Raw genomic sequence first — 21159 nt, 5'->3', positions numbered from 1 at the left:
AAATAGTTTTTTCACACTTTCTAACAACATTATTCGAGCAGAGCGCAACAAAAATGCCACACACGGCAGCGCCGGTGCGGCATTCGGGGTCATTGGGGTTTCTTGTTGTCGTCCTTGTTTTCCTGTTCGGCGCGGTGCAGCATCTCCCGCAATGTGGGCAGGCTGCGCAGCTTTTTGCCGTGCCGGAGCTTGGGGTAGGCACGCAGCATACGGCGCGGGCCAACGATGCGGGGCAGGCGCAGCAGCTGCGTCTGCATTTCCTCGCTGCGCTGCTGCAGCTCTGCGGCCAGCTGTTCCAATTGCAGCAGCTCGGCGGCGCGCTCGGCAGTGCCCTTGGCAGCAAGGCGGGCGGCGTTGGCAGCTTCGGCAGCGTTCAGGCGGGCGTCCTCGCTGGCGCGGCGGGCAGCTTCGCTGGCTTCGGCGGCCTTGGCGCGGATGGCAGCCAGCGTCTCACGGGCAGAGGGGCGCTTTCCGGCGGCATCCCGCGCCTCGGCGGCGGCAAGCTTGAATTGCAGCCGTCCCTCGTCCAGCTTCTGGTCGGCATTCAGGGTGGTGGTGCCCAGCAGCTGGGTCATGGCGTCGCTGACGGCGTGGATACTGTCGCCCAGCTGCTCCATGGTGTCCAGCGTATCGGCCAGCGCAGAGGCAGCAATGGCGGTAGCCACCACGTCTACTGCGTACACGGCGTACAGAAAGCACATGAGGATGACCCCCACAAAGGGCGGAATGAGCTTTACAAGGTCTGCCACCACCGGGTGCACGATGCGCATGACCACCAGCGTACCCACGCCCCACAGCAGGCAGAATTCCAGACAGATATAGCCCCCGATATTAAAGGGAAAATCGCTGTAATCCCACCAGCGGGTGTGGTAGATCTTATACAGCGCCCAGCCGCCCGCCAGTTCCAGCGCACTGGGCAGGATGACGCCGCCGAGATACAGCAGCAGGATGCTGTGCTGCAAGGGCGTAAGGGCAAACAGCACAATGACCATGCCAAAGCCGTAGATGGGGCAGACCGGGCCGTTGAGGAAGCCCCGGTTCACCAGCTGACCGGTGGTGGCGGCGGCATAGATGACCTCCAGACACCAGCCTATGCAGGAATAGATCAGGAAATAGGCCAGAATATGGTACAGCGAAAAGCCGCATACCACGGTATCGGTAAGAAAGCTTACCATAGGCACCTCCGTTCTTCAGTTCTGTTTGGATACGATCTTATATTCGTCCCCCGGCTCAAAAAAGGGACAGGCAGCGGTATTGCGGGCAAGATAGCGTGCCATCTCGTCCTCGTCCAGCGCAGCGCCCTGCGCACAGTAATAGCTGCCGTATTCGTCCTGAACATTATTCAGGCACAGCTCACAGGGGTCAGACATTTCCTTCGCCTTCCTGTGCGGCGGCTTCGGCGGCGGCAGCTTCCCGTGCCATCCGCTTGAGCACCTTGGGGTCTACCCAAGTCACGCTGTCGGCACCGGGCTTCTTGCGGGCAATGAGCGCCTTGATCTTGATGCCCATCTCGGTGAACATGCCTTCGTGCTCGGTGCGGATGTTCCACTCCGGCTCGTTCTCGTGCAAATCGTAGGTGATCCACTCGATGTCGTAGCCGGAAGCGGGGAAGTACTCCACGCTGTCCCGGAACAGATCATCGTCGTCGGTCTTGAAGTAGATCTCGCCGCCGTCCTTCAAAAACTCCCGGTAGGCGATGAGCTGGCGCGGGTAGGTAAGGCGGTGCTTGTGAGAGGAGTCGTTCTTGCTCCACGGGTTGCAGAAGTTGATGTAGATGCGGCTGACCTCGTCCTCCGGGGTGATGACGCCCTTGATGCGCTCGATATCGGTGCTCATGATCTTTACGTTGTCGATGGGGCGCCCCGCTGCCTGATAGGCGGCTTCGATCTTGCGCTTGGCAAGGATGAGCACCTTATCGGTGATGTCGATGCCCAGATAGTTATTTTCCGGGTGGGCGCAGGCCAGCTGGGAGATGAAGCCGCCCTTGCCGCAGCCCAGCTCCAGAATAAAGGGCTGCTCCGGGCGGGCATACTGGCCGTGCCACTTGCCGCCCCAGATCAGGGGCTCGTGCACATGGAAATCCGCGGCCATCAGTTCGTCGTGGGCATAGGGTTTGAAACGCATTCTCATAGTTTGTTGTTCTCCTTCAAAAATCTCTCCACCTGCTCCGGGGTGGCGGCGCAGCTGCCCTGACAGATGCCGGGCTTGCCGCCGCCGCGTCCGTTCAGGGCGGCGTTCAGTGCTTTGGTCAGGGCGCGCACATCGCCGTCCCGCCGGGCAAGGCAGTAGCCGGTGCCCTTTTCGGTGGGGGTCAGGGCGGCGCACAGGCCGGTGGTGGCTTCGGTCAGACGGACAGCCAGCCGGTGCAGCCCGTCCGGGTCCAGCCCCGGCAGGGTGCGGATGGCGTCCGCATCGGGCGCGGTCAGCTGCGCAAGGGCGTCAAACAGCTGGCTGCACAGTCCGAAATGTGTAAACTTGAGCGTGGTATACTCGTCGTATACCCGGTGCACCGCCACAGCGGTCTGGTCGGCCTTGGCAGAGAGCAGCGCGCCGATGTCCGCCTGCCGGGCGCGCATGGCCTGTGCCGCCGCCAGCGCACGGGCCCCGCACACCACGCTCAGCCGCACACCGCCCTTGTAGTTCTCGCTGGCAAGGATCTTGATCTGCCCCACCTGACCGGTGGTGCGGGTGTGAGTGCCGCAGCAGGCGCAGACGTCCGCACCCGGGATGGTCACGATGCGCACCTGCCCCTCGATCTCCTTTTTGGAGCGGTAGACAAGGGCGGCAAGCTCCTCCCGGGTGGGGTAGCTGATGAGCACCGGCACATCCTGCCACACGATGCGGTTGGCGGCAAGCTCGGCCTGCCGCAGCCCCTCGGGGCTGATGGGCACACTGGTGTCCATGCGCACGGCCTCGGTGCCCACATGGAAGCCCACATTCTCCGCCCCGAACATCTGGTGCAGGATGCCGGAGAGGATATGCTCGCCGGTGTGCTGCTGCATCTTATCGAACCGCCAGTCCCAGTCGATGCAGCCGGCAACAGCTGCGCCGGGCGCTGCGGCAGCGGGCAGGGCATCCACCGTATGCCAGATGACGCCCGCCTGCTCGTGGACGTCCTGCACCTGCAGCACCGTGCCGTCCGGCAGGGTCAGCGTGCCCCGGTCGGCGGGCTGACCGCCGCCCTCCGGGTAGAACACCGTGCCGTCCAGCGCAATGCGCCCGCCGCCGGTCTTTTCGTCCGGCTCTGCAGCAAGGATGACGCTTTCGCATTCGGTGCGGAAGGCGTCCTGCTCAAAATATTTTTCAGTGCGCTGCATCGCGCGAGTACCTCCTGTAGATAGAACGATTGACAATAGTGGAGCGCTCGCCCTCTCAGGCGCTCCCGCGCCAGCTCTCCCAAGGGGAGAGCCAAGGTCTAATGCTCATTGCTAAAGTTTTAAGTGCAATGAGAAAGCATCCGGCAGTGCTCTTGCCTCTCCCTTTGGGAGAGGTGGCATCGCGCAGCGATGACGGAGAGGGCGCACGCCGTAAAGCGCATCGCTAAAGTATTAGGTGCAAAGAGGAAGCTTCCGGCAGTGCTCTTGGCTCTCCCTTTGGGAGAGCTGTCACCGCAGGTGACTGAGAGGGCGCACGCCGTCAGCCATATTTTAAAGTATCAAGTGCAGTGAGAAACTTTGCCGCCATGCCAAAGGCGCCCCCTTGGGGGAGCTGCTGAGCGCAGCGAAGCTGAGGGGGTACCCCATAAAAACCAGTATACCACGATTTTTGCCTGTGGAAAATAGTTTACAGTTATGTTATGATAGGAAACAACGAATATTCCCGAAAATTGACAGCGAGGAAGGTAACGGATCATGCGTGAAAGTGGTATTCTGATGCCGGTATCCAGTCTGCCCGGCCCTTACGGGATCGGCTGCTTTGGCAAGGCGGCATTTCAATTTGTGGATTTCCTGTCTGCGGCAGGGCAGACGATCTGGCAGCTGCTGCCGCTCAGCCCCACCGGCTACGGCGACAGCCCCTACCAGAGCTGTTCTGCCTTTGCGGGCAACCCCTATTTTGTGGACTTGGAAGCGCTGGAAAAAGAGGGTCTGCTGACCGCCGCAGACCTCAAGGCGGAGAGCTGGGGCAAAGACCCGCTGGAAGTGGACTATGGCACTTTGTATGTCAGCCGCTTTGCAGTGCTGCGCAAGGCCTACGCCGCATGGCGCAGCCAGTGCGCCGGGCTGCACGGCTGCACCTACTACTACCCCGACGACTACTACGCCTTTACCCTTGCCAACGAGGACTGGCTGGAGGATTACGCCCTGTACATGGCGCTGAAGGTCGCCAACAAGATGAAGAACTGGGTGGAGTGGGACGCCCCCTACCGCCGCCGCGACAAGGCCGCGCTGGCTGCCTTTGCTGCCGCAAACGAAGAGGAGATCGGCTTCTGGAAGTTTGTGCAGTACAAGTTCAGCGTCCAGTGGCAGGCCGTCAAGGCCTATGCCAACGAAAAGGGCGTGCAGATCCTGGGCGATATCCCCATCTACGTTTCTGCCGACTCGGTGGACGCATGGGTGGGCGGCAAGCTGTTTGAGCTGGACGCCGACGGCCGCTTTGCCCGGGTGGCAGGCTGCCCGCCGGACTACTTCTCCGCAGACGGTCAGCTGTGGGGCAACCCCCTGTACGACTGGGCGTACCACAAAAAGACCGGCTACGCTTGGTGGATCCAGCGGGTGCGCCACGCGCTGGGCATCTACGACCTGCTGCGCATTGACCACTTCCGCGGCTTCGACACCTATTGGGCCATCCCGGCAGACAGTACCACCGCCCGCACCGGCAAGTGGGAGAACGGCCCCGGCATGGAGCTGTTCGATGCACTGGAAGCCGCACTGGGCAAGCTGCCCATCATTGCCGAGGATTTGGGCGAGCTGTTCCCCAGCGTGCGCAAGCTGCTGGCCGACAGTGGCTTCCCGGGCATGAAGGTGCTGCAATTCGCCTTTGGCGGCGGGGACAACGAGTATCTGCCCCATAACCACGTCAAGAACGGCGTGGTCTACCCCGGCACCCACGACAACACCACCCTGACCGACTGGTGGGAGAACGGCGCTTCCGAAAAGGAAAAGGCCACTGCTGCGGCCTATCTGCACCTGACCTCCTGCAAACCCACCGCCAAGGAGGTGGCAGCCGTCAAGACCGCCGCCGCGCGCACCGCCCTGCTGCGGGCTGCGCTGGGCTCGGTGGCCGACAGAGCCATCATTCCCATGTACGACTGGCTGGGTCTGGGTGCCGAGGCGCACCTGAACACCCCGGGCAAGCTGGGCGGCAACTGGGCATGGCGTGCCAAGGCCGGTTTTGACTCCAAAGCCCTTGCCGCACAGATCGAAGCCGAGTGCGCCGTGTACTGCCGCTGCAATGCAGATGCTCAAAACGTGAAATAATTAGCAATCTGACGAAATTGTAAAAACTGCCGTAAAAATTTGTGCGTTTTGCTGGAAAAATCTGTATTTCAATGGTATAATAGCCGTAAGTTCCCGGATTTGTGGGAAAATTGGAATTTCGCCCGTCGGAAGCGGCGGCGCGTACTGATGATGGGGAAATTACAGATGGACAGAGAATGGACAGAGCAGGATCTGCGCACCTTTGTCGAGGGCGCACAGACTGCGTTTGAAACGGTATTGCTGGACGAGCTGCCACAGGACACCGGCTGGCAGGACGAGGGCTTACAGGTGAGCTACGCCCTGTGCAACGGCCGGGTAAGCTGCGTGCTGCACCGCACGGTGCGGGCAGACGGCAAGCTGTGGCGGATCACCATGTCCGCCCCGCTGGCAGGCAATCTGCTGCCGGAAGAGCGCATGAGCGCCCGCGAGCGGGAGCTGTGCCGCGAGGATCTGAACCACGACTTCCTTTCCGGCGTGTACAACCGCCGCTATCTGGAGACCGTGATCGCCGCCGAGCTGGACCGCTGGGCTGCACAGGGGCGCAAGGCTGCTGTGGCGCTGATATCGCTGGATCACGGTGCACAGCTGCGGGACACCTACGGTCAGCCGGTGATGGATCAGCTGATCTGCTTTGTGGCAAACCAGTGGAAAAAGTATTTCGATATCCCGGGCAGTCAGATCGTCTGCCGCCTGACCGGCACCACCTTTGTGGTGGGCTGTCTGGACTTGGACGGCGGTCAGCTGGCCGAGCAGATGCGGAACATCTACGCCGGAATGCCCCACGAATGCATCACCTCCATGGGGATGATGAAGCGGGTGCCCTTTACCCTGAGTGTCGCAGTGGCAGGGCTGGACGAACTGGACGCCAGCACCAATTGCTGGCAGCGCCTGTACGCCATCTGTGACGAGCGGCTGCGCGGCATCCAGATCTCCGGCGGCAATAAGATCTGCTGAAAACAACCGTATAAAATCCCCCTTGGGGCACATACTAGGTGCCAAAGGGGGATTTTTTGTATGGAAAACCAGAAAAACGATAATCTGAACCTGCTGGAAGCGGTGGTGCAGAACACCGAGATGGGCAAGAACACCCTGGAGCAGATCTTACCCATGACCAGCGATGTGCAGTTCAAGGCCGAACTGCTGCGCCAGCGGAACATCTATCACCAGCTCAATCAGGAGGCGCACACCGCCATCGAAGCCTGCGGCGGCAGCGCACAGGGGCAGAGCACCATGGCAAAGCTGAACACGAAAATGGGCATCGGGCTCAAGACCCTTACGGACAAGTCCACCCGCAATCTGGCGGAGATGCTCACGCAGGGCAGCGGCATGGGGGTGGTGGACTGCGTAAAAAGCTGCAAAGACTACCCCAACGCCGCCCCGGGCGCAAAGCGCCTTGCCCAGCGGCTGCAGGATTTTGAAGAGGATAACCGCATCCAGCTGGAACGGTTTTTGTAAACGCTGTGCCGCTGCGCGGCAATGGCAGAACGATTTAAATGCGCTCCGCGTTCGCTTTGCGCATCAATAGCGGAAGAATTATTTATATTAGAGCAACGTCGGGCAGCCTGCGGGCTGCCCGACGCTGCATTTTCACGGAAGGGGTTAGACACGCTGCCGTTTCCCTTTACAGCTCCTTGCGTGAAAATGGGGTTCAGAAACGCCCGCAGGCGTTTCTGAACCCCGAAATTTAAAATATTCTTTCCGCTGAAAATGCCCAGAGCGCAGCGGAGGGCATTCTAAATCGTCCCGCCCTGCGAAGCACTTACTCCCACAGCTTCTCGGGGTACTGACCCTCGGCGGTCTTGCGGGCGATGGCATCCACCACCAAGGGCTTGTCCTCCCGATAGGTGACGCCGAACCACTTATCCGTACTGCGCAGCACCTGAATTTTTGCCTTGTTCTCCTCGATCAGCTCGGTCACCACCAGCGGCAGGAAGTACTCGCACTTCAGGGGGTTCACCGGCAGATTCTCGGTCAGCCAGCCCGCAAAGCGCTGCTCGGCCTCGTCCAGAAAGCTTTTGCCAAAGCCCCACAGGTTCATGCTCACGGGGGTGTCGCCGGGCAGGTCTACCCAGCTCTCGCCGCCGTCCTCGGTGTAGTGTGCGCCGCCATCGCAGGGCTCGATGCGGGTGCGCTCGGTCACGCTTTGCAGGGTGCCGTCCTCGTTTTTGATGCACACGCCGCGTGCCACGCTGCCGTTCTCGGACAGGGTGTTCTTCAGCAGGTAGCTGACCATGCAGTAGCGGTAAAAATCATCATCGGCGTGGGTGGACAGGTAATCGTACATCACCTGAAACGCCTCCGGGCCGTAGTAGTCGTCTGCATTGATGACCGCAAAGGGGCCGTCAATGAGGGGCTTTGCAGCCAGCACAGCATGGCAGGTGCCCCAAGGCTTTACGCGGCCTTCCGGGACGGCAAAGCCTGCGGGCAGCTCCTCCAGCTGCTGAAAAGCGTACTTCACGTCCATCGCCTTGGCCACGCGGTCGCCGATGGCCGCCTTGAAGGCGTCCTCGATCTCGTGCTTGATGACAAAGATCACCGTCTCAAAGCCGGCGCGGCGGGCATCGTAAAGGGAGTAGTCCATAATGACCTGTCCGTTGGGGCCTACCGGATCGATCTGCTTCATACCGCCGTAGCGGCTGCCCATGCCGGCTGCCATGACGACCAGTACCGGTTTATTCATCTGTATTTCCTCCTGTATCTGCCGGGGTTTCCGGCGTTGTAGCGTTCTGAGGCTATTATACACTGCTTCGCCGCCTGTGGCAAGGTGCAGAGGGGGAAGAACGATTTGGAATGCGCTCCGCGTCTTCCGGGTTGCGGCACCCAGCATCCGCATCGTGCCTTGGGCGGCACTCGCGTCTTGCTGGCCGCTGCCCCAACAACTCCTCCCTGTTTCCGCCACTGGCGGCGGTCGTCGTCGTTGCAGCGGAAAAATTATTTTAAATTTCGGGTTACAGAAACGCCTGCGGGCGTTTCTGTAACCCATTTTCACGGATGGGGTCGTGGAGGGAAACGGCATTTACATAAATTGCAACTTTTACTTGCCAAACTGTTGCCTTTTTCTGGGAAGTATTGTATACTTATCCCGTTCAGTGCAAGTATCGCTTGCCAAAATATCAGCACATTTGAAAAGAATCACTTGTCAATGCAGATGAGAAAGAGAGGACACCCCCTATGAACGAGGCCGTAACCAAGCGTTTTCTGCTTTACTTCCGCCTGATGCTGCTGGTCTGGATCCTGATTGCAAACGCCGTCATCCACCTGACCGGCATGAAGTACAGCTGGCTGATCTTCCTGAGTAACATCATGATGTTCACGCTGGAGGGCGATGTGAAGGATCGCCTTGTCACCGTGGAACTGGGCGGCCTTGTGGGTCTGGTGCTCACGGTCGTGGCACTGCTGGCTATCAGCGCCCTGACCCCTGTTCTGGGCGATTTCTTCGGCTTTATTCTGCCGCTGGCCGTGGTGCTGTTCATCCTCATCATCCTGCACCCTTACGCACCCAAGGTGCTGAACAACGTGGGCTTTGCCTACCTGACCGTGGCCTGCATCGATATCCCTGCACTGACCACCCATCTGCCGCAGTTCTTTATCACCTTCATCGTGGGCTCTGTGCTGTTCAACGGCGTGTGCGTGCTGCTGATGAAGCCCGCCAAGGCGCTGGCTGTGCGCAGCGTGGAGAAGCAGGGCGCATAAAAAAGTACATTTCTGCCGCTATCCCTTGATTTTTTTGTTCCGGCGTGCTACAATCAGCGTAGTTTCATCCTGTCCAAAACATTGATGCGGACAAACTGAAGCCCCGCTTTTCATGCCGCAGAGAGGGCTGCCCCGGGTTTCCGGGTGCTGCAAGCAGCCTGCCATGACCCCGGCTTCTACCACCGCAGAGTGCAGAGGCGAACCTCTGCCGGGTGTGCCCGTTACAGCACTGCGAGGGGCGCGTTTCCCCGCCGGGGAGCGCGCAATTCGGGTGGAACCGTGGAACGCAGACATTTGATCAGCGCTTCATCCCGTGAGTTTTACGGGGTGAAGCGCTTTTTATTTTTGTTCAAACCACATTGTCAAAGGAGAACCTACTATGAAGATCATCTACAAGGACGGTCATGTGGACGAGTGCCCGCAGGATCAGGAACTGCACGTTATCCGTCACACCGCTGCCCACATTATGGCACAGGCCATCAAGCGCCTGTATCCGCAGGCTGATTTTGCCTTCGGCCCCGCCACCGAGAACGGCTTCTACTACGATGTCGATCTGGGCGACCAGAAGCTGAGCGACGAGGATCTGGCCAACATCGAAAAAGAGATGCGCAAGATCGTCAAGGAGAACCTGCCCATCAAGCCCTTCATCCTGCCCCGTGCCGAGGCTGAAAAGCTGATGGAAGAGCGTCAGGAGCACTACAAGGTCGAGCACATGGCAGATCTGGCTGACGAGACCGAGTTCAGCTTCTTCCAGCAGGGCGAGTACGTGGATATGTGCATCGGACCCCACCTGACCTACACCAAGGCACTGAAGGCCTTTAAGATCACCCAGCAGTCCGGCGCATACTGGAAGAACGACAAGGAAAACAAGATGCTGACCCGTATCAACGGCGTGGCTTTCCGCAATCAGGAAGAGCTGGACGCATGGGAGAAGGAGCAGCAGGAGGCCCGCGAGCGCGATCACCGCAAGATCGGCAAGGAGATGGGCCTGTTCATGACCGATGATCTGGTGGGCCGCGGCCTGCCCATGTTCCTGCCCGCAGGCTACACCGTCTGGCAGGAGCTGGAGAACTATATCAAGGAGAAGGAGCGTGCACGCGGCTACCTGCACGTTATGACTCCCTGCATCGGCACTGTGAACCTGTATAAGACCTCCGGTCACTGGGATCACTACCGTGAGAACATGTTCCCCGCCATGGAGATGGAGGGCGAAAGCTATGTTCTGCGCCCGATGAACTGCCCCCACCACATGATGATCTACGCAAATCGTCCCCATTCTTACCGTGACCTGCCCATGCGCATCGGTGAGATCGCCCACGATTTCCGCTACGAGTCCTCCGGCACCCTGAAGGGCATCGAGCGCGGCCGTCACTTCTGCCAGAACGATGCCCACCTGTTCTGCACCCCGGAGCAGATCAAGAGCGAAGTGGCAGACGTGTGCAACCTGATCTTTGAGGTGTACAAGGACTTCAACATCACCGATTACCGCTGCGTGCTGAGCCTGCGCGACCCCGCCGACAAGAAGAAGTACCACGACGATGATGCCATGTGGAACCATGCAGAGCAGGCCCTGCGCGAAGTGCTGACCGAGCTGGGCATCCACTTCACCGAGGAGATCGGCGAGGCTGCCTTCTACGGCCCGAAGCTGGACGTGAACGTGAAGCCCGCCGTGGGTGCCGAGTACACCCTGTCCACCTGCCAGCTGGACTTCTGCCTGCCCGCAAAGTTCCACCTGACCTATGTGGACAAGGACGGCTCCGAAAAGACCCCCGTGGTGCTGCACCGCGCAATTCTGGGCTCTCTGGACCGCTTCATGGCCTACCTGATCGAGGAGACCAAGGGCAAGTTCCCCACCTGGCTGGCTCCCACGCAGGTCAAGGTGCTGCCCGTGTCCGAAAAGACGCTGGAGTACGCACAGGACGTGACCGAGAAGCTGGCTGATGCCGGTGTCCGCGTTGTGCTGGATGACGACAACCAGAAGATCGGCTACAAGATCCGTGCCGCACAGCAGGTGGACCGCGTGCCCTATATGCTGGTGCTGGGCGCCAAGGAAGCCGAGGCCGGCAATATCTCCGTGCGCGACCGCAAGGGCGAGACCACCGAGATGAGCCTTGAGGACTTCATCGCCAAGGTCACCACCGAGATCCGCACCCGCAGCCTGTAAGGTATAAATGATAAGTGCCCCGGAAACGCCTGTCGGCGTTTCCGGGGCACTTTTTTCACAGCAAAAGCCCCGCTCCCTTGTGCGCAGGAGCGGGGCTTTCGACTTACTGTAGACTCGAACAAAAAAGGAAAAGGAAAAAGGAGAACGATCTATCTGTCACGCCGGGCGGCGGGGACTGTGTCGGAGCAGCCGGGCTGCCGCCGCAGCGGGAACAGCGGAGAAGCTTGTGGAGGGTTACTCCACGTCCTGCAGCGCGGCGTAATCTTCCTCGCCGGTGCGGATCTTGACCACGCGGGTCACGTTGTAGACAAAGATCTTGCCATCGCCGATGTGGCCGGTGTACAGCGCCTTCTTGGCGGCTTCCACCACAGCGTCCACGCTGATGCGGGAGACGATGACTTCCACCTTGATCTTGGGCAGCAGGGTAGTATCCACCGGCACGCCACGGTACTTTTCAGGGGTGCCCTTCTGGATGCCGCAGCCCATGACCTGCGTTACGGTCATGCCGGTGACACCCAGATCATTCAGGGCGGTCTTGAGCTGATCGAACTTTGCCAGCTTTGCAATGATGGACACCTTATGCATACCGGTGTCGTAGACGCCATCGTGGATCACAGGCTCGCGCACCACCGGCACGGCAGCATCCACCTGCGTTGCCGAAGCCTTGGTGACATCGTCCTCGCCCAAATCGGTGTTCTCGTTGGGGGTCATGGCAGCGGAGTTTGCATCCGAGATGGCAAAGCCTGCATAAGCGGAAGCCAGACCGTGCTCGTGGATATCCAGACCGTCGATCTCCACCTCGGCGGGCACACGCAGACCAAGGGTCTTATCAATGATCTTGAAGATGATGAACATTACGATCACAACGTAGGCGTCCACGCAGACCAGACCCAGCAGCTGGGTGCCCAGCTGTGCCAGACCGCCGCCGTAGAACAGACCGGCGTGGGCGGTGTTGGAGCCGGTGGAGAACAGACCCACCGCAATGGTGCCCCAGACGCCGTTTGCAAAGTGGACGGAAACAGCACCTACGGGGTCGTCCACCTTGGCGATCTTATCAAAGAATTCCACGCTCAGCACCACAAGGAACCCGGCCACAAAGCCGATGAAGAAGGCGCCAAAGGGGGAGACAGTATCGCAGCCTGCGGTAATGGCCACAAGGCCAGCCAGAGAACCGTTCAGGGTCATGGAGACATCCGGCTTACCGTAGCGCAGCCAAGTGAAGATCATGGTCACGCAGGTAGCAACGGCTGCGGCAAGGTTGGTGTTGAAGCAGACCAGACCGGTCAGGGTCATAGTGGCATCGGTGGACAGGCTCAGGGAAGAGCCGCCGTTGAAGCCGAACCAGCAGAACCACAGGATGAACACGCCCAGAGCACCGGCGGTCAGGTTGTGACCGGGGATGGCGTGGGGGTTGCCGTCCTTATCGTACTTGCCAATACGGGGGCCAAGCATCCATGCGCCCAGCAGAGCGATGACGCCGCCCACGTTATGCACGGCTGCGGAGCCCGCAAAATCGTGGAAGCCCATGCTCTGCAGCCAGCCGCCGCCCCACATCCAGTGGCCGCAGATGGGGTACACCACCAGCGAGATGGCGGCGGAGTACACGCAGTAGGCCTTGAAGTTGGTGCGCTCGGCCATGGAGCCGGAGACGATGGTGGCTGCCGTGGCGCAGAACACAGTCTGGAACACGATGTACACCCACAGGGGGATATCCAGACCCAGATGGCTGTAATCGCCCTGAATGAAGGGATCGAAACCGCCGATCAGTGCGCCGGTGCCGCCGAACATCAGGCCGAAGCCGATGAGCCAGTAGCAGGGCGTGCCGATGCAGAAATCCATCATGTTTTTCATCAGGATGTTGCCGGTGTTCTTTGCCCGGGTAAAGCCAGCCTCGCACAAGGCGAATCCGGCCTGCATGAAGTACACTAGAAACGCTCCTACGAGCGTCCAGCAGGTGTTGACGGAGTTGAACATACTTTCCTACCTCCTACGGTCGTTTTTTTGCACAGGGAGCCCTCTATTCTCTCCGTGCGGCAGTATCCCCGAAAACACAAAAGGCGCTGACGGAATTGCTTCCGTCAGCGCCTTTGCTTTCGATGGCACGAGTATAGTCTCTTTGTGCAAACCTGTCAAGTATTCATCTCAAGGTTTTACGTTTTTCACAACACGGTGAAACTTTGCCCTGCTAAAGTTTGGCAAATCTTTTGCCTGTCAGCCGTTTTTGCCGTCCTTCGGGGAGCCGGACTTGTCCTTTTCCTTGGCGTTGGCCGGGCGGTGGCCGCCCTCCATCTCCCAGTGCAGCAGCATACTCATCAAAGCGCGCAGCGCAAAGGTAGCCGCCAGCGGCACCACCGACTCCAGATTTTGCAGCAGGAAGGTCTTGGCGATCTCTGCCGACATCAGAAATTCCAGCGCGGTGGTCAGGCCGCTGCTCATTTCATGGTGGAAGTCCCGGTGGTCGTTGAAGAAGGTGGCGCGGACATAGTAAAAAGTGGCCTTTGCCAGACTGGTGATGATGATGAACAGACCCACCACCTCGGCAAGACCGGCGATCATGGGCACTGCCGTTTCCAGAAAAGCATCCAGAAGGTGGGTGAGGTTCAGGTTGAACAGGGTCAGTCCTTGCATGATCTCCTCCGCAGCTTACAGCAGGGTCTTGACGTAGGCGGCCAGCTCCTCGTCCTTGCAGGAGGCGAAGAACAGCTCAGAGAACTTTGCACCGGCCACAGCGCCCTTCAGCAGCTCCTGATCGATGCTCTTCAGGCACTCGATGAGGGGCTTGAAGGTGGCAGCGCGCACGCCGTCCAGGATCTTCTTGTTGCGCTGCTCGGGCACAACGCGCTCCTTGGGGTAGCCCTGACCGTGGCCAAAGCCGAACAGCTTCTCGAAGCAGTACTCGAGGTTCAGCTCGCCGCCCCAGCCGAAGCCCTTGGCAAAGGGCATGGCAACGGCGTTGCCGTCGTTGACGTGGGCAAAGGTGTAGGCATCCACGGGGTCCTCCACATGGCCGCAGATGACGCCGGGGAAGCTGTTCAGTGCCAGCATGGCACCCTCGCCGGTGCCGCAGCCGGTAACGACGTAGTCCGCAGCGCCGCTGTTTAGCAGGATGGCAGCCAGAATGCCGCACTGCACATAGGTCAGCTGTGCAGCGTCATCGGCGGCGTACATGCCGTAGTTGACCACCTCATGACCCATGGGCTCCACCACCTTCTTCAGGGCGGCTTCAATAATGCCGTTCTTGGCGGCCTGACTGTTCTCGTTGATAAGTGCGATCTTCATAACAATGGTTCTCCTTCTTATTTTTCCCTGCGGTGCGCAGGTGTTATACAAAGTCCTCCCGCATGGGGGTAAAGAAATCCAGCATCACGCCGCCCTCCAGACAGACACAGCCGTGCATCACGCCGTTCTGCTTGAGCAGGGTGTCGCCGGGGCCTACCTCCCGGGTCTCGTCCCCGATGGTAAAGCGGTACCGCCCGGAGACGATATAGGTGATCTGGGTGTGGGGGTGGCAGTGCATGGCACCCACGCCGCCGGTCTCAAAGGTGTTTTCCACGCACATGGCGTCCTTGCTATACGCCAGCACGCGGCGCTGCACCCCGGGACCGCAGGGTTCCGGGGCAATTTCGGCATGAGGCACCCAAGGGATATCCTGATGTGTTTTTTCCATTATAGCATAACATCCTTTCCCGTACAAACAAAAGGGGACTGCCACACAACGCTGTGCGGCAGTCCCCGGGGTCAGAACTGCGGAGTGCCCTCAGCGCTTACTGGGGCTGCTTGCCGATGTAGGCCAGAATGCCGCCGTCCACATACAGGATCAGGCCGTTGACAAAGTCAGAAGCCTCAGATGCCAGGAACACAGCGGGTCCGCCCAGATCCTCGGCCTCGCCCCAGCGGCCTGCGGGGGTCTTGGCAACGATGAACTGGTCGAAGGGGTGACGGCTGCCGTCGGGCTGGATCTCGCGCAGAGGTGCGGTCTGCGGGGTAGCGATGTAGCCGGGTCCGATGCCGTTGCACTGGATGTTGTAAGCGCCGTACTCGGAAGCGATGTTCTTGGTCAGCATCTTCAGGCCGCCCTTTGCTGCTGCATAGGCAGAAACGGTCTCACGGCCCAGTTCGCTCATCATAGAGCAGATGTTGATGATCTTGCCGCCGCCCTGTGCGATCATATCGGGGATGATGGCCTTTGCCACGATGAAGGGAGCGTTCAGATCCACGTCGATGACCTGACGGAACTGAGCAGCGCTCATCTCGGTCATGGGGATGCGCTTGATGATACCGGCGTTGTTGACCAGAATGTTGATGTGGCCGACTTCCTCGGTGATCTTTGCCACCATAGCGTTGACGGCATCCTCATCGGTGACGTCGCAGACGTAACCGTGAGCCTTGATGCCGGCCTCTGCATAGGAAGCCAGACCCTTGTCCACCAGCTCCTGCTTGATATCATTGAACACGATGGTAGCGCCGTTGGCTGCCATAGCCTTTGCAATTGCCATGCCGATGCCGTAGGATGCGCCGGTGATCAGCGCCACCTTGCCGGTCAGGTCAAAAGATTTGGGAGTGCACTGTGCCATAATAAAGTCCTCCTGTCAAAAAACCATATTTTACACGGGGCAAAACTGCTCCGTGCTGCTTTGCAAAGCGCGTCGTATCCGGCCGTGCCGGAGTGCGCTCTTACTTGTATACCAGTCTAGCATCCTTTGCAGAAAGTGTCAAGGCACATTCTTGTGAAGTTTTGTTGTACTTTCTTTAGATTTTCGCTTTTCTGCTGAAAAAACAGCACGCAAAGCCGTCGTTTTTCAGTACAATGGTTTGTGCAGGCTGACGCACCTTGTCACGGTGCACAAGATATTCCGGCTTTCTTTGGGCTTGTTGACAAGTTTAGGCAACTTTTGTCTTTTACCCCAGCTTTTTCTTCTGCTGGCGTGCCACGATGGGCATCAGCAGGGGAATGGGCACAAGGCGCTGGGCGCTGGTGCACAGCCGCATGAAGGCGGAGGGCACAATGATGGTCTTGCGGTGCATCATGCCCAGCAGAGCCTCCTCTACACACAGCTCCGGCGTGATGCCCCGCAGGGCAAACACCACACCGGCGTGGTCGTTGAACTCGGTATCCACCGGGCCGGGGCAGAGGGCGCAGACGTAGACCGGGCTGTGCATCTCCCGCAGCTCCTCGGCCACGCCGCGGGTCATGCTGACCACATAGGCTTTGCTGGCGTAGTAGCCCGCCATATAGGGGCCGCCGGGCAGAAGCCCCGCAGAGGACGCCACATTCAGGATGGTGCCGCCGCCCTGCGCGTTCATCTTGCGCACCACGGCGCGGAACAGCCGCGCCATGGCGGCAACATTCACTTGGACCATCTCTTCCTCGCGGGCTTCCTCCGTTTCCAGAATGCTGCCGCAGACGCCGAAACCGGCATTGTTGATAAAGATGTCGATCTGCTCATCAGCCAGCACCTCGCACAGACGGCTGCACTCCTCGGCGCGGGAGAGGTCGGCGGTCTCGATGCGGCATTCCGTGCCGTGGGCTGCGTGCAGCTCCTCGGCAAGGGTCTGCAAACGGTCGGCGCGGCGGGCAGTCAGGATGAGCCGACAGCCCATGGCGGCGTACCGGCGGGCGAACTCCCGGCCGATGCCGGAACTTGCGCCGGTGATCCAGATGGTCTTTTGCATGGTGGTTCTCCTTTTTCTTATCGCCCCCAAAAACGGGGCTTTCTGTACTTGTTGCCCTTATTTTAGCATAGTTTGACCGCATTTTCTATGCAATTTTCGTAAACGATGCAAAAGAGAACCCGAAACGCCGCAGGCGTTTCGGGTTCTCTCATAAAACTTACTTCAGCAGGTTATCGTTCTCGAAGTAGTCGATGCGCATGGCCTTGCGCACCTCGTCCAGCGTGGCGGCAGCGGTCTTTTCGGCGTAGGCGCTGCCCTCCTTCAGGATCTCTACCACCTCGGGCAGGCGCTGCTCCCACTCCTTGCGGCGGGTGCGGATGGGCTCCAGTTCAGCCTGCATGACGCTGTTCAGGAACTTTTTCACCTTCATATCGCCCAGACCGCCGCGCTGATAGTGTGCCTTGACCTCGTCCAGATTCTGGTACTCCGGCCAGAACTCGGCAAAGTGCTCGGGGCGGCAGAAAGCGTCCAGATAGATGAACACCGGGTTGCCCTCCACCTTGCCGGGGTCCTGCACCCGCAGGTGGTTGGGGTCGGTAAACATGGACTTGACCTTCTTCTCGATATCCTCCGGCTCTTCGGACAGATAGATGCAGTTGCCAAGGCTCTTGCTCATCTTGGCCTTGCCGTCAATGCCGGGCAGACGCAGGCAGGCGGCGTTCTGGGGCAGAACGATCTGGGGCTCTACCAGCGTTTCGCCGTAGACGGAGTTGAACTTGTGGACGATCTCGCAGCACTGCTCGATCATGGGCTTCTGATCCTCACCGGCGGGCACGGTGGTAGCCTTGAAGGCGGTGATATCGGCAGCCTGACTGATGGGGTAGCAGAAGAAGCCCACCGGGATGCTGGCTTCAAAGTTGCGCATCTGGATCTCGCTCTTCACGGTGGGGTTGCGCTGCAGACGGCTGACGGTGACCAGATTCTGGTAGTAGAAGCTCAGCTCGGTCAGCTGGGGCACCATGGACTGGATGAAGATGTGCACCTTGTTGGGGTCCAGACCGCAGGCCAGATAGTCCAGTGCCACCTGCAGGATGTTCTGGCGCACCTTCTCCGGGTTATCGGCGTTATCGGTCAGCGCCTGCGCATCGGCGATCATGATAAAGATCTCGTCATATTCGCCGGTATTCTGCAGCCGCACCCGCTCCTTCAGAGAGCCGACATAATGGCCAACGTGCAGGCGGCCGGTGGGACGGTCGCCGGTCAGAATAACTTTTTTCATGATGTTCTCCTTTGTCAAGGGTTTGCCCCCCTCCGTCAATGCCTTGCGGCATTGCCAGCTCCCCCAAGGGGGCGCCTTTTCGGCCTTACTGCACCGTAAAGCCGCACGGCAGGAGGTTCCTTTAATCCTTTATAGTGTGTTAAGTATAGCCCCCCGGGGCGGTGCTGTCAACAAGACTGCCGGGAAAAAGAAAAAAGCGATGGAAATTTTCCATCGCTTTGCTGGCGCCTCTTGCCTGACTCGAACAGGCGACACCCTGATTAACAGTCAGGTGCTCTAACCGACTGAGCTAAAGAGGCATCTATATAAAACGGCGCGTGGCCGTTTTACTACTATAAAATGGTGACCCGTACCGGAATCGAACCGATGTTAAAGGCGTGAGAGGCCTCTGTCTTAACCGCTTGACCAACGGGCCATACGTCCATTTTGCATCAGGTGTTCGCACCCGACTTGGCTATTTTAGCACAGGAAAAGGCCTTTGTCAACAGCAAATTTCGATTTTATTTGAAAAAAGCAAAAATTTCCGCCGCCGCCCCAGAACGGCGGCAGACACTGCGCTGTTATAGTAGATTATAAAGGAACGATAAAATGGTGAAACCTAAGTTTGGATAGTTGACAATGTGGTAAAATGTGGTACTCTTAGGGTACAAAAAGCTTTTGAGGAGGGCTTATAGTATGGCTATGAAAATGGATCGTCGTGCATTTTTAAAGACTTCTGCTGCGGTGGCAGTGGCGGTATCCATGACCGGGCTGCTGGGCGGCTGCAGTGATGGTGCCATTGGCACAGATTTTGGCCTGTTCCAGGCAACGGCAGGCAAGGCTCTGGGTAAAACCAACGGCATCGACTTTGGTGGCACTGCTGGCACCGGATGGGAAGGCTACATCAGCGTCTGGGTGCGCATCAAGGATACCTCCGGCATCAAAAGGCCCCAGCCGATCCCTGCAAAGGGCTATTTCGCCCTGAAGATCAATGGACAGGTGGTCAAGAACTATACCGATGGCGATCTGCTGGAAAATGACGGTAAGATCAGTCTTGCGAAGGGCCAGATCAAAGAGGGTTGGATGAATTTCACGCTGAAAGAAGATCAGAAAGACCTGTACGAAGCTGTCGTAGCCAAGAAGGCCGATGTTACTTTTACGATCTCGAGCGCAAGCGTAACGGAAATCTACACGCTGGATTATGCGACCAGCACTTTTGTAAAGCAGACCGTCTGATACCGCAGAATAGCGTTTTCTAAGGGATACCCGATACAGGAGGTGCATTGCTATGATCGACCGCAGAACATTTCTCAAGCTCAGCGCCGGGGCACTGGTGCTGACCGCCGCAGGGGCTTTGACCGGCTGCGGGGATACCGTGATCGACAAGACCAGCGGTGTGGCGAAGATCGGTGATGTCACCTTTATCTGTGCAACACCGTTTCTGGGCGGCGGCGATAATTTTGCACTGACCTATTGCACAGAGTTCACTGTCCAGAACAACAGCGCTGAAAGGGTGGTCATCAAGCCGGAGGACATCACCTGCATCTTCCGCGAGTCAGATACAGAGGAAACGCTGTATTTCAAGCGGAACGAGCTGATCGCAGCGCCGGGACAGACGGTCGTCTACAATGGCTCGCAGAAGTTCTATCTGGAGACCAAGGAGCGCATCCCGGAAAAGAACAGTCCCGGCACCTATGAGCTGCGCGTGCGCTACAATGGCAAAACCGCTGTATTCCTCTATGGGAACAACGGCAAAAACGTAACGGGCCGCGTAGAGTAAAACCCAATACACCCCGCCGCCGGGCACTTCTGGAAACAGGAGTGCCCGGCGGCTTTTTTTGTTTTGCGCCGCGTTACCTGTTCTTTACATTGGGGCTGGCAACGTGCACAAAGTTTTACGCACTTTTTGCACGTCCATGGTCGCGGCAGGGGCGGCAAAGCGGTAGAATAAGGCCGTTCCCAAGGAAAACACAAAAAGACAGTGCCGGGCGGGCGCCCGGGTTTAAATGGAGGAAATTCTATCATGAAAAAGATCTCTCGTCGTTCGTTTCTGACCGTTTGCGGTGCAGCTGCTGTGGCTGCTGCCCTGACTGCCTGCGGCGGTTCTGCTTCTTCCGCATCCGGCACCGCTGCTTCTGCTTCCAGCACCGCTTCTTCCGCTGCCGGGCAGGCAGCCGGTACCCTGAGCGGCAATGTGGCTACCGGCGGTTCCACTTCCATGAAGAACGTCATCGCTGCCCTGACCGAGGGCTTTGCCGAGGTCGAGCCGGGCGTTACCGTCAGCTACGATCCCACCGGATCCGGCGCTGGCATCACCGGCGCTACCGACAAGACGCTGGACATCGGCCTGTCCTCCCGCGCCCTGAAGGACGACGAGAAGAACGCTGTGGACGGCACTGTCGTGGCGCTGGATGGTATCGCCATCGTTGTGAACAAGGACAGCAAGGTTGCCGACCTGTCCGTGGAGCAGCTCAAGAAGATGTTCACCGGCGAGATCACCAACTGGAAGGATGTCGGCGGCGATGACGGCGAGATCGTTCTGGTGGGCCGGGAGGCCGGTTCCGGCACCCGCGATGGCTTTGAGAGCATCGTGGACGTGAAGGACAGCTGCAAGTATGCACAGGAACTGACCGCTACCGGCGCTGTCATCAGCGCTGTGGAGGCAAACCCGCTGGCCATCGGCTACGCTTCTCTGTCCGCTGTGGGCGACACCGTTGCCATGGTCACCGTGGAGGGTGTGGCGTGCAGCGAGGACACCGTGAAGGACGGCAGCTATAAAATTCAGCGTCCCTTCGTGTTCGTCACCAACAAGAGCGCTGCCCTTTCTGAGCAGGCACAGGCCTTTGTGGACTTTGCCACCAGCAAGGACGCTGCCGACCTCATCCGCACCGCAGGCGCTGTGCCCGTGAACGAGTAAAAGGCGCTCAGGGTCAGCCCGGCTGGGAGTTCCCCCGCGAAATTCGGGGCTTCCAGCTCCCGCCCTATTGCCTGCGGCAACAGGGTCCCACCCTCGG

Annotated in this window: 20 protein-coding genes and 2 tRNA genes; 8 read left to right on the top strand and 14 right to left on the bottom strand. The window is 59.0% G+C overall.

What is annotated here, in order from left to right; translation table 11 throughout:
- Window positions 1-89: 89 nt before the first annotated feature.
- The 4 genes from MTP39_RS00975 to MTP39_RS00960 are packed head-to-tail and all read right to left on the bottom strand — an operon-like array spanning window position 90 to window position 3317.
- Window positions 90-1175: a putative ABC transporter permease gene (locus MTP39_RS00975; protein ID WP_249241106.1), complete on the bottom strand. Its 1086-nt coding sequence runs from the start codon at window positions 1173-1175 to the stop codon at window positions 90-92.
- A 15-nt stretch (window positions 1176-1190) separates the two neighbouring features.
- Window positions 1191-1370, bottom strand: a complete 180-nt coding sequence (locus MTP39_RS00970; RefSeq protein WP_249234970.1) for a DUF6472 family protein — start codon at window positions 1368-1370, stop codon at window positions 1191-1193.
- Window positions 1363-2130: a tRNA (guanosine(46)-N7)-methyltransferase TrmB gene (gene trmB, locus MTP39_RS00965; RefSeq protein ID WP_055186195.1), complete on the bottom strand. Its 768-nt coding sequence runs from the start codon at window positions 2128-2130 to the stop codon at window positions 1363-1365. Before trmB ends, MTP39_RS00970 begins: the two co-directional genes overlap by 8 nt.
- Window positions 2127-3317 carry an alanyl-tRNA editing protein gene (locus tag MTP39_RS00960; RefSeq protein ID WP_249241105.1) on the bottom strand — a complete coding sequence of 397 codons (1191 nt, stop codon included), beginning with the start codon at window positions 3315-3317 and terminating at the stop codon, window positions 2127-2129. The genes trmB and MTP39_RS00960 overlap by 4 nt, the downstream gene beginning before the upstream one ends.
- A gap of 534 nt (window positions 3318-3851) precedes the next feature.
- Here MTP39_RS00960 and malQ point away from each other — a divergent pair.
- The 3 genes from malQ to MTP39_RS00945 all read left to right on the top strand — a co-directional run bounded on the left by malQ (window position 3852) and on the right by MTP39_RS00945 (window position 6872).
- Window positions 3852-5417 carry a 4-alpha-glucanotransferase gene (gene malQ / locus MTP39_RS00955; protein WP_249241104.1) on the top strand — a complete coding sequence of 522 codons (1566 nt, stop codon included), beginning with the start codon at window positions 3852-3854 and terminating at the stop codon, window positions 5415-5417.
- Between the two features lie 147 nt (window positions 5418-5564).
- On the top strand, window positions 5565-6371 hold the full coding sequence (locus tag MTP39_RS00950; RefSeq protein WP_249241103.1) for a GGDEF domain-containing protein: 807 nt from the start codon (window positions 5565-5567) through the stop codon (window positions 6369-6371).
- A gap of 60 nt (window positions 6372-6431) precedes the next feature.
- On the top strand, window positions 6432-6872 hold the full coding sequence (locus tag MTP39_RS00945; RefSeq protein ID WP_097785222.1) for a hypothetical protein: 441 nt from the start codon (window positions 6432-6434) through the stop codon (window positions 6870-6872).
- A gap of 304 nt (window positions 6873-7176) precedes the next feature.
- Here the strand turns inward: MTP39_RS00945 and MTP39_RS00940 are convergent, their stop codons facing one another.
- Window positions 7177-8097, bottom strand: coding sequence for a nucleotidyltransferase family protein (locus MTP39_RS00940; protein WP_249241102.1), 921 nt, complete (start codon window positions 8095-8097; stop codon window positions 7177-7179).
- Window positions 8098-8588: 491 nt separating this feature from the next.
- Between MTP39_RS00940 and MTP39_RS00935 the strand changes: the two genes are divergently transcribed.
- A complete protein-coding gene (locus tag MTP39_RS00935; RefSeq protein WP_249241101.1) occupies window positions 8589-9110 on the top strand; it encodes a hypothetical protein in 522 nt (173 codons plus the stop codon).
- 379 nt (window positions 9111-9489) lie between these two features.
- A complete protein-coding gene (gene thrS, locus MTP39_RS00930) occupies window positions 9490-11274 on the top strand; it encodes a threonine--tRNA ligase (RefSeq protein WP_249241100.1) in 1785 nt (594 codons plus the stop codon).
- Between the two features lie 234 nt (window positions 11275-11508).
- Here the strand turns inward: thrS and MTP39_RS00925 are convergent, their stop codons facing one another.
- From MTP39_RS00925 to MTP39_RS00885, 9 genes are all read right to left on the bottom strand, one after another.
- Complete coding sequence (locus tag MTP39_RS00925) at window positions 11509-13248, bottom strand: ammonium transporter (RefSeq protein ID WP_249241099.1); 1740 nt, start codon at window positions 13246-13248, stop codon at window positions 11509-11511.
- Between the two features lie 237 nt (window positions 13249-13485).
- Entirely contained in the window at window positions 13486-13902 is a 417-nt protein-coding gene (locus tag MTP39_RS00920; protein ID WP_015537140.1) for a DUF1622 domain-containing protein, read from the bottom strand.
- Between the two features lie 15 nt (window positions 13903-13917).
- The gene (locus MTP39_RS00915; RefSeq protein ID WP_015537141.1) at window positions 13918-14553 is read right to left on the bottom strand and encodes an RpiB/LacA/LacB family sugar-phosphate isomerase; all 636 of its coding nucleotides are present in this window, start codon (window positions 14551-14553) and stop codon (window positions 13918-13920) included.
- Between the two features lie 43 nt (window positions 14554-14596).
- A complete protein-coding gene (locus MTP39_RS00910; RefSeq protein WP_249241098.1) occupies window positions 14597-14941 on the bottom strand; it encodes a cupin domain-containing protein in 345 nt (114 codons plus the stop codon).
- A 97-nt stretch (window positions 14942-15038) separates the two neighbouring features.
- Complete coding sequence (locus MTP39_RS00905) at window positions 15039-15848, bottom strand: gluconate 5-dehydrogenase (RefSeq protein ID WP_006735344.1); 810 nt, start codon at window positions 15846-15848, stop codon at window positions 15039-15041.
- 325 nt (window positions 15849-16173) lie between these two features.
- The gene (locus tag MTP39_RS00900; RefSeq protein WP_249241097.1) at window positions 16174-16947 is read right to left on the bottom strand and encodes an SDR family NAD(P)-dependent oxidoreductase; all 774 of its coding nucleotides are present in this window, start codon (window positions 16945-16947) and stop codon (window positions 16174-16176) included.
- Between the two features lie 157 nt (window positions 16948-17104).
- On the bottom strand, window positions 17105-18166 hold the full coding sequence (gene trpS / locus MTP39_RS00895) for a tryptophan--tRNA ligase (protein WP_112091359.1): 1062 nt from the start codon (window positions 18164-18166) through the stop codon (window positions 17105-17107).
- A 222-nt stretch (window positions 18167-18388) separates the two neighbouring features.
- Window positions 18389-18465 (bottom strand) — tRNA-Asn (locus tag MTP39_RS00890).
- Between the two features lie 41 nt (window positions 18466-18506).
- Window positions 18507-18581 (bottom strand) — tRNA-Glu (locus MTP39_RS00885).
- 260 nt (window positions 18582-18841) lie between these two features.
- Here MTP39_RS00885 and MTP39_RS00880 point away from each other — a divergent pair.
- From MTP39_RS00880 to MTP39_RS00870, 3 genes are all read left to right on the top strand, one after another.
- Window positions 18842-19381, top strand: a complete 540-nt coding sequence (locus MTP39_RS00880) for a twin-arginine translocation signal domain-containing protein (protein WP_249241096.1) — start codon at window positions 18842-18844, stop codon at window positions 19379-19381.
- Between the two features lie 52 nt (window positions 19382-19433).
- Window positions 19434-19925 carry a twin-arginine translocation signal domain-containing protein gene (locus MTP39_RS00875; protein WP_249241095.1) on the top strand — a complete coding sequence of 164 codons (492 nt, stop codon included), beginning with the start codon at window positions 19434-19436 and terminating at the stop codon, window positions 19923-19925.
- 243 nt (window positions 19926-20168) lie between these two features.
- On the top strand, window positions 20169-21062 hold the full coding sequence (locus MTP39_RS00870) for a phosphate ABC transporter substrate-binding protein (RefSeq protein WP_249241094.1): 894 nt from the start codon (window positions 20169-20171) through the stop codon (window positions 21060-21062).
- The last annotated feature ends 97 nt before the right edge of the window (window positions 21063-21159 follow it).

Source organism: Faecalibacterium sp. I3-3-33 (assembly GCF_023347295.1).
Classification (GTDB): domain Bacteria; phylum Bacillota; class Clostridia; order Oscillospirales; family Ruminococcaceae; genus Faecalibacterium.
This window is presented reverse-complemented; position numbering and strand designations above follow the sequence as displayed.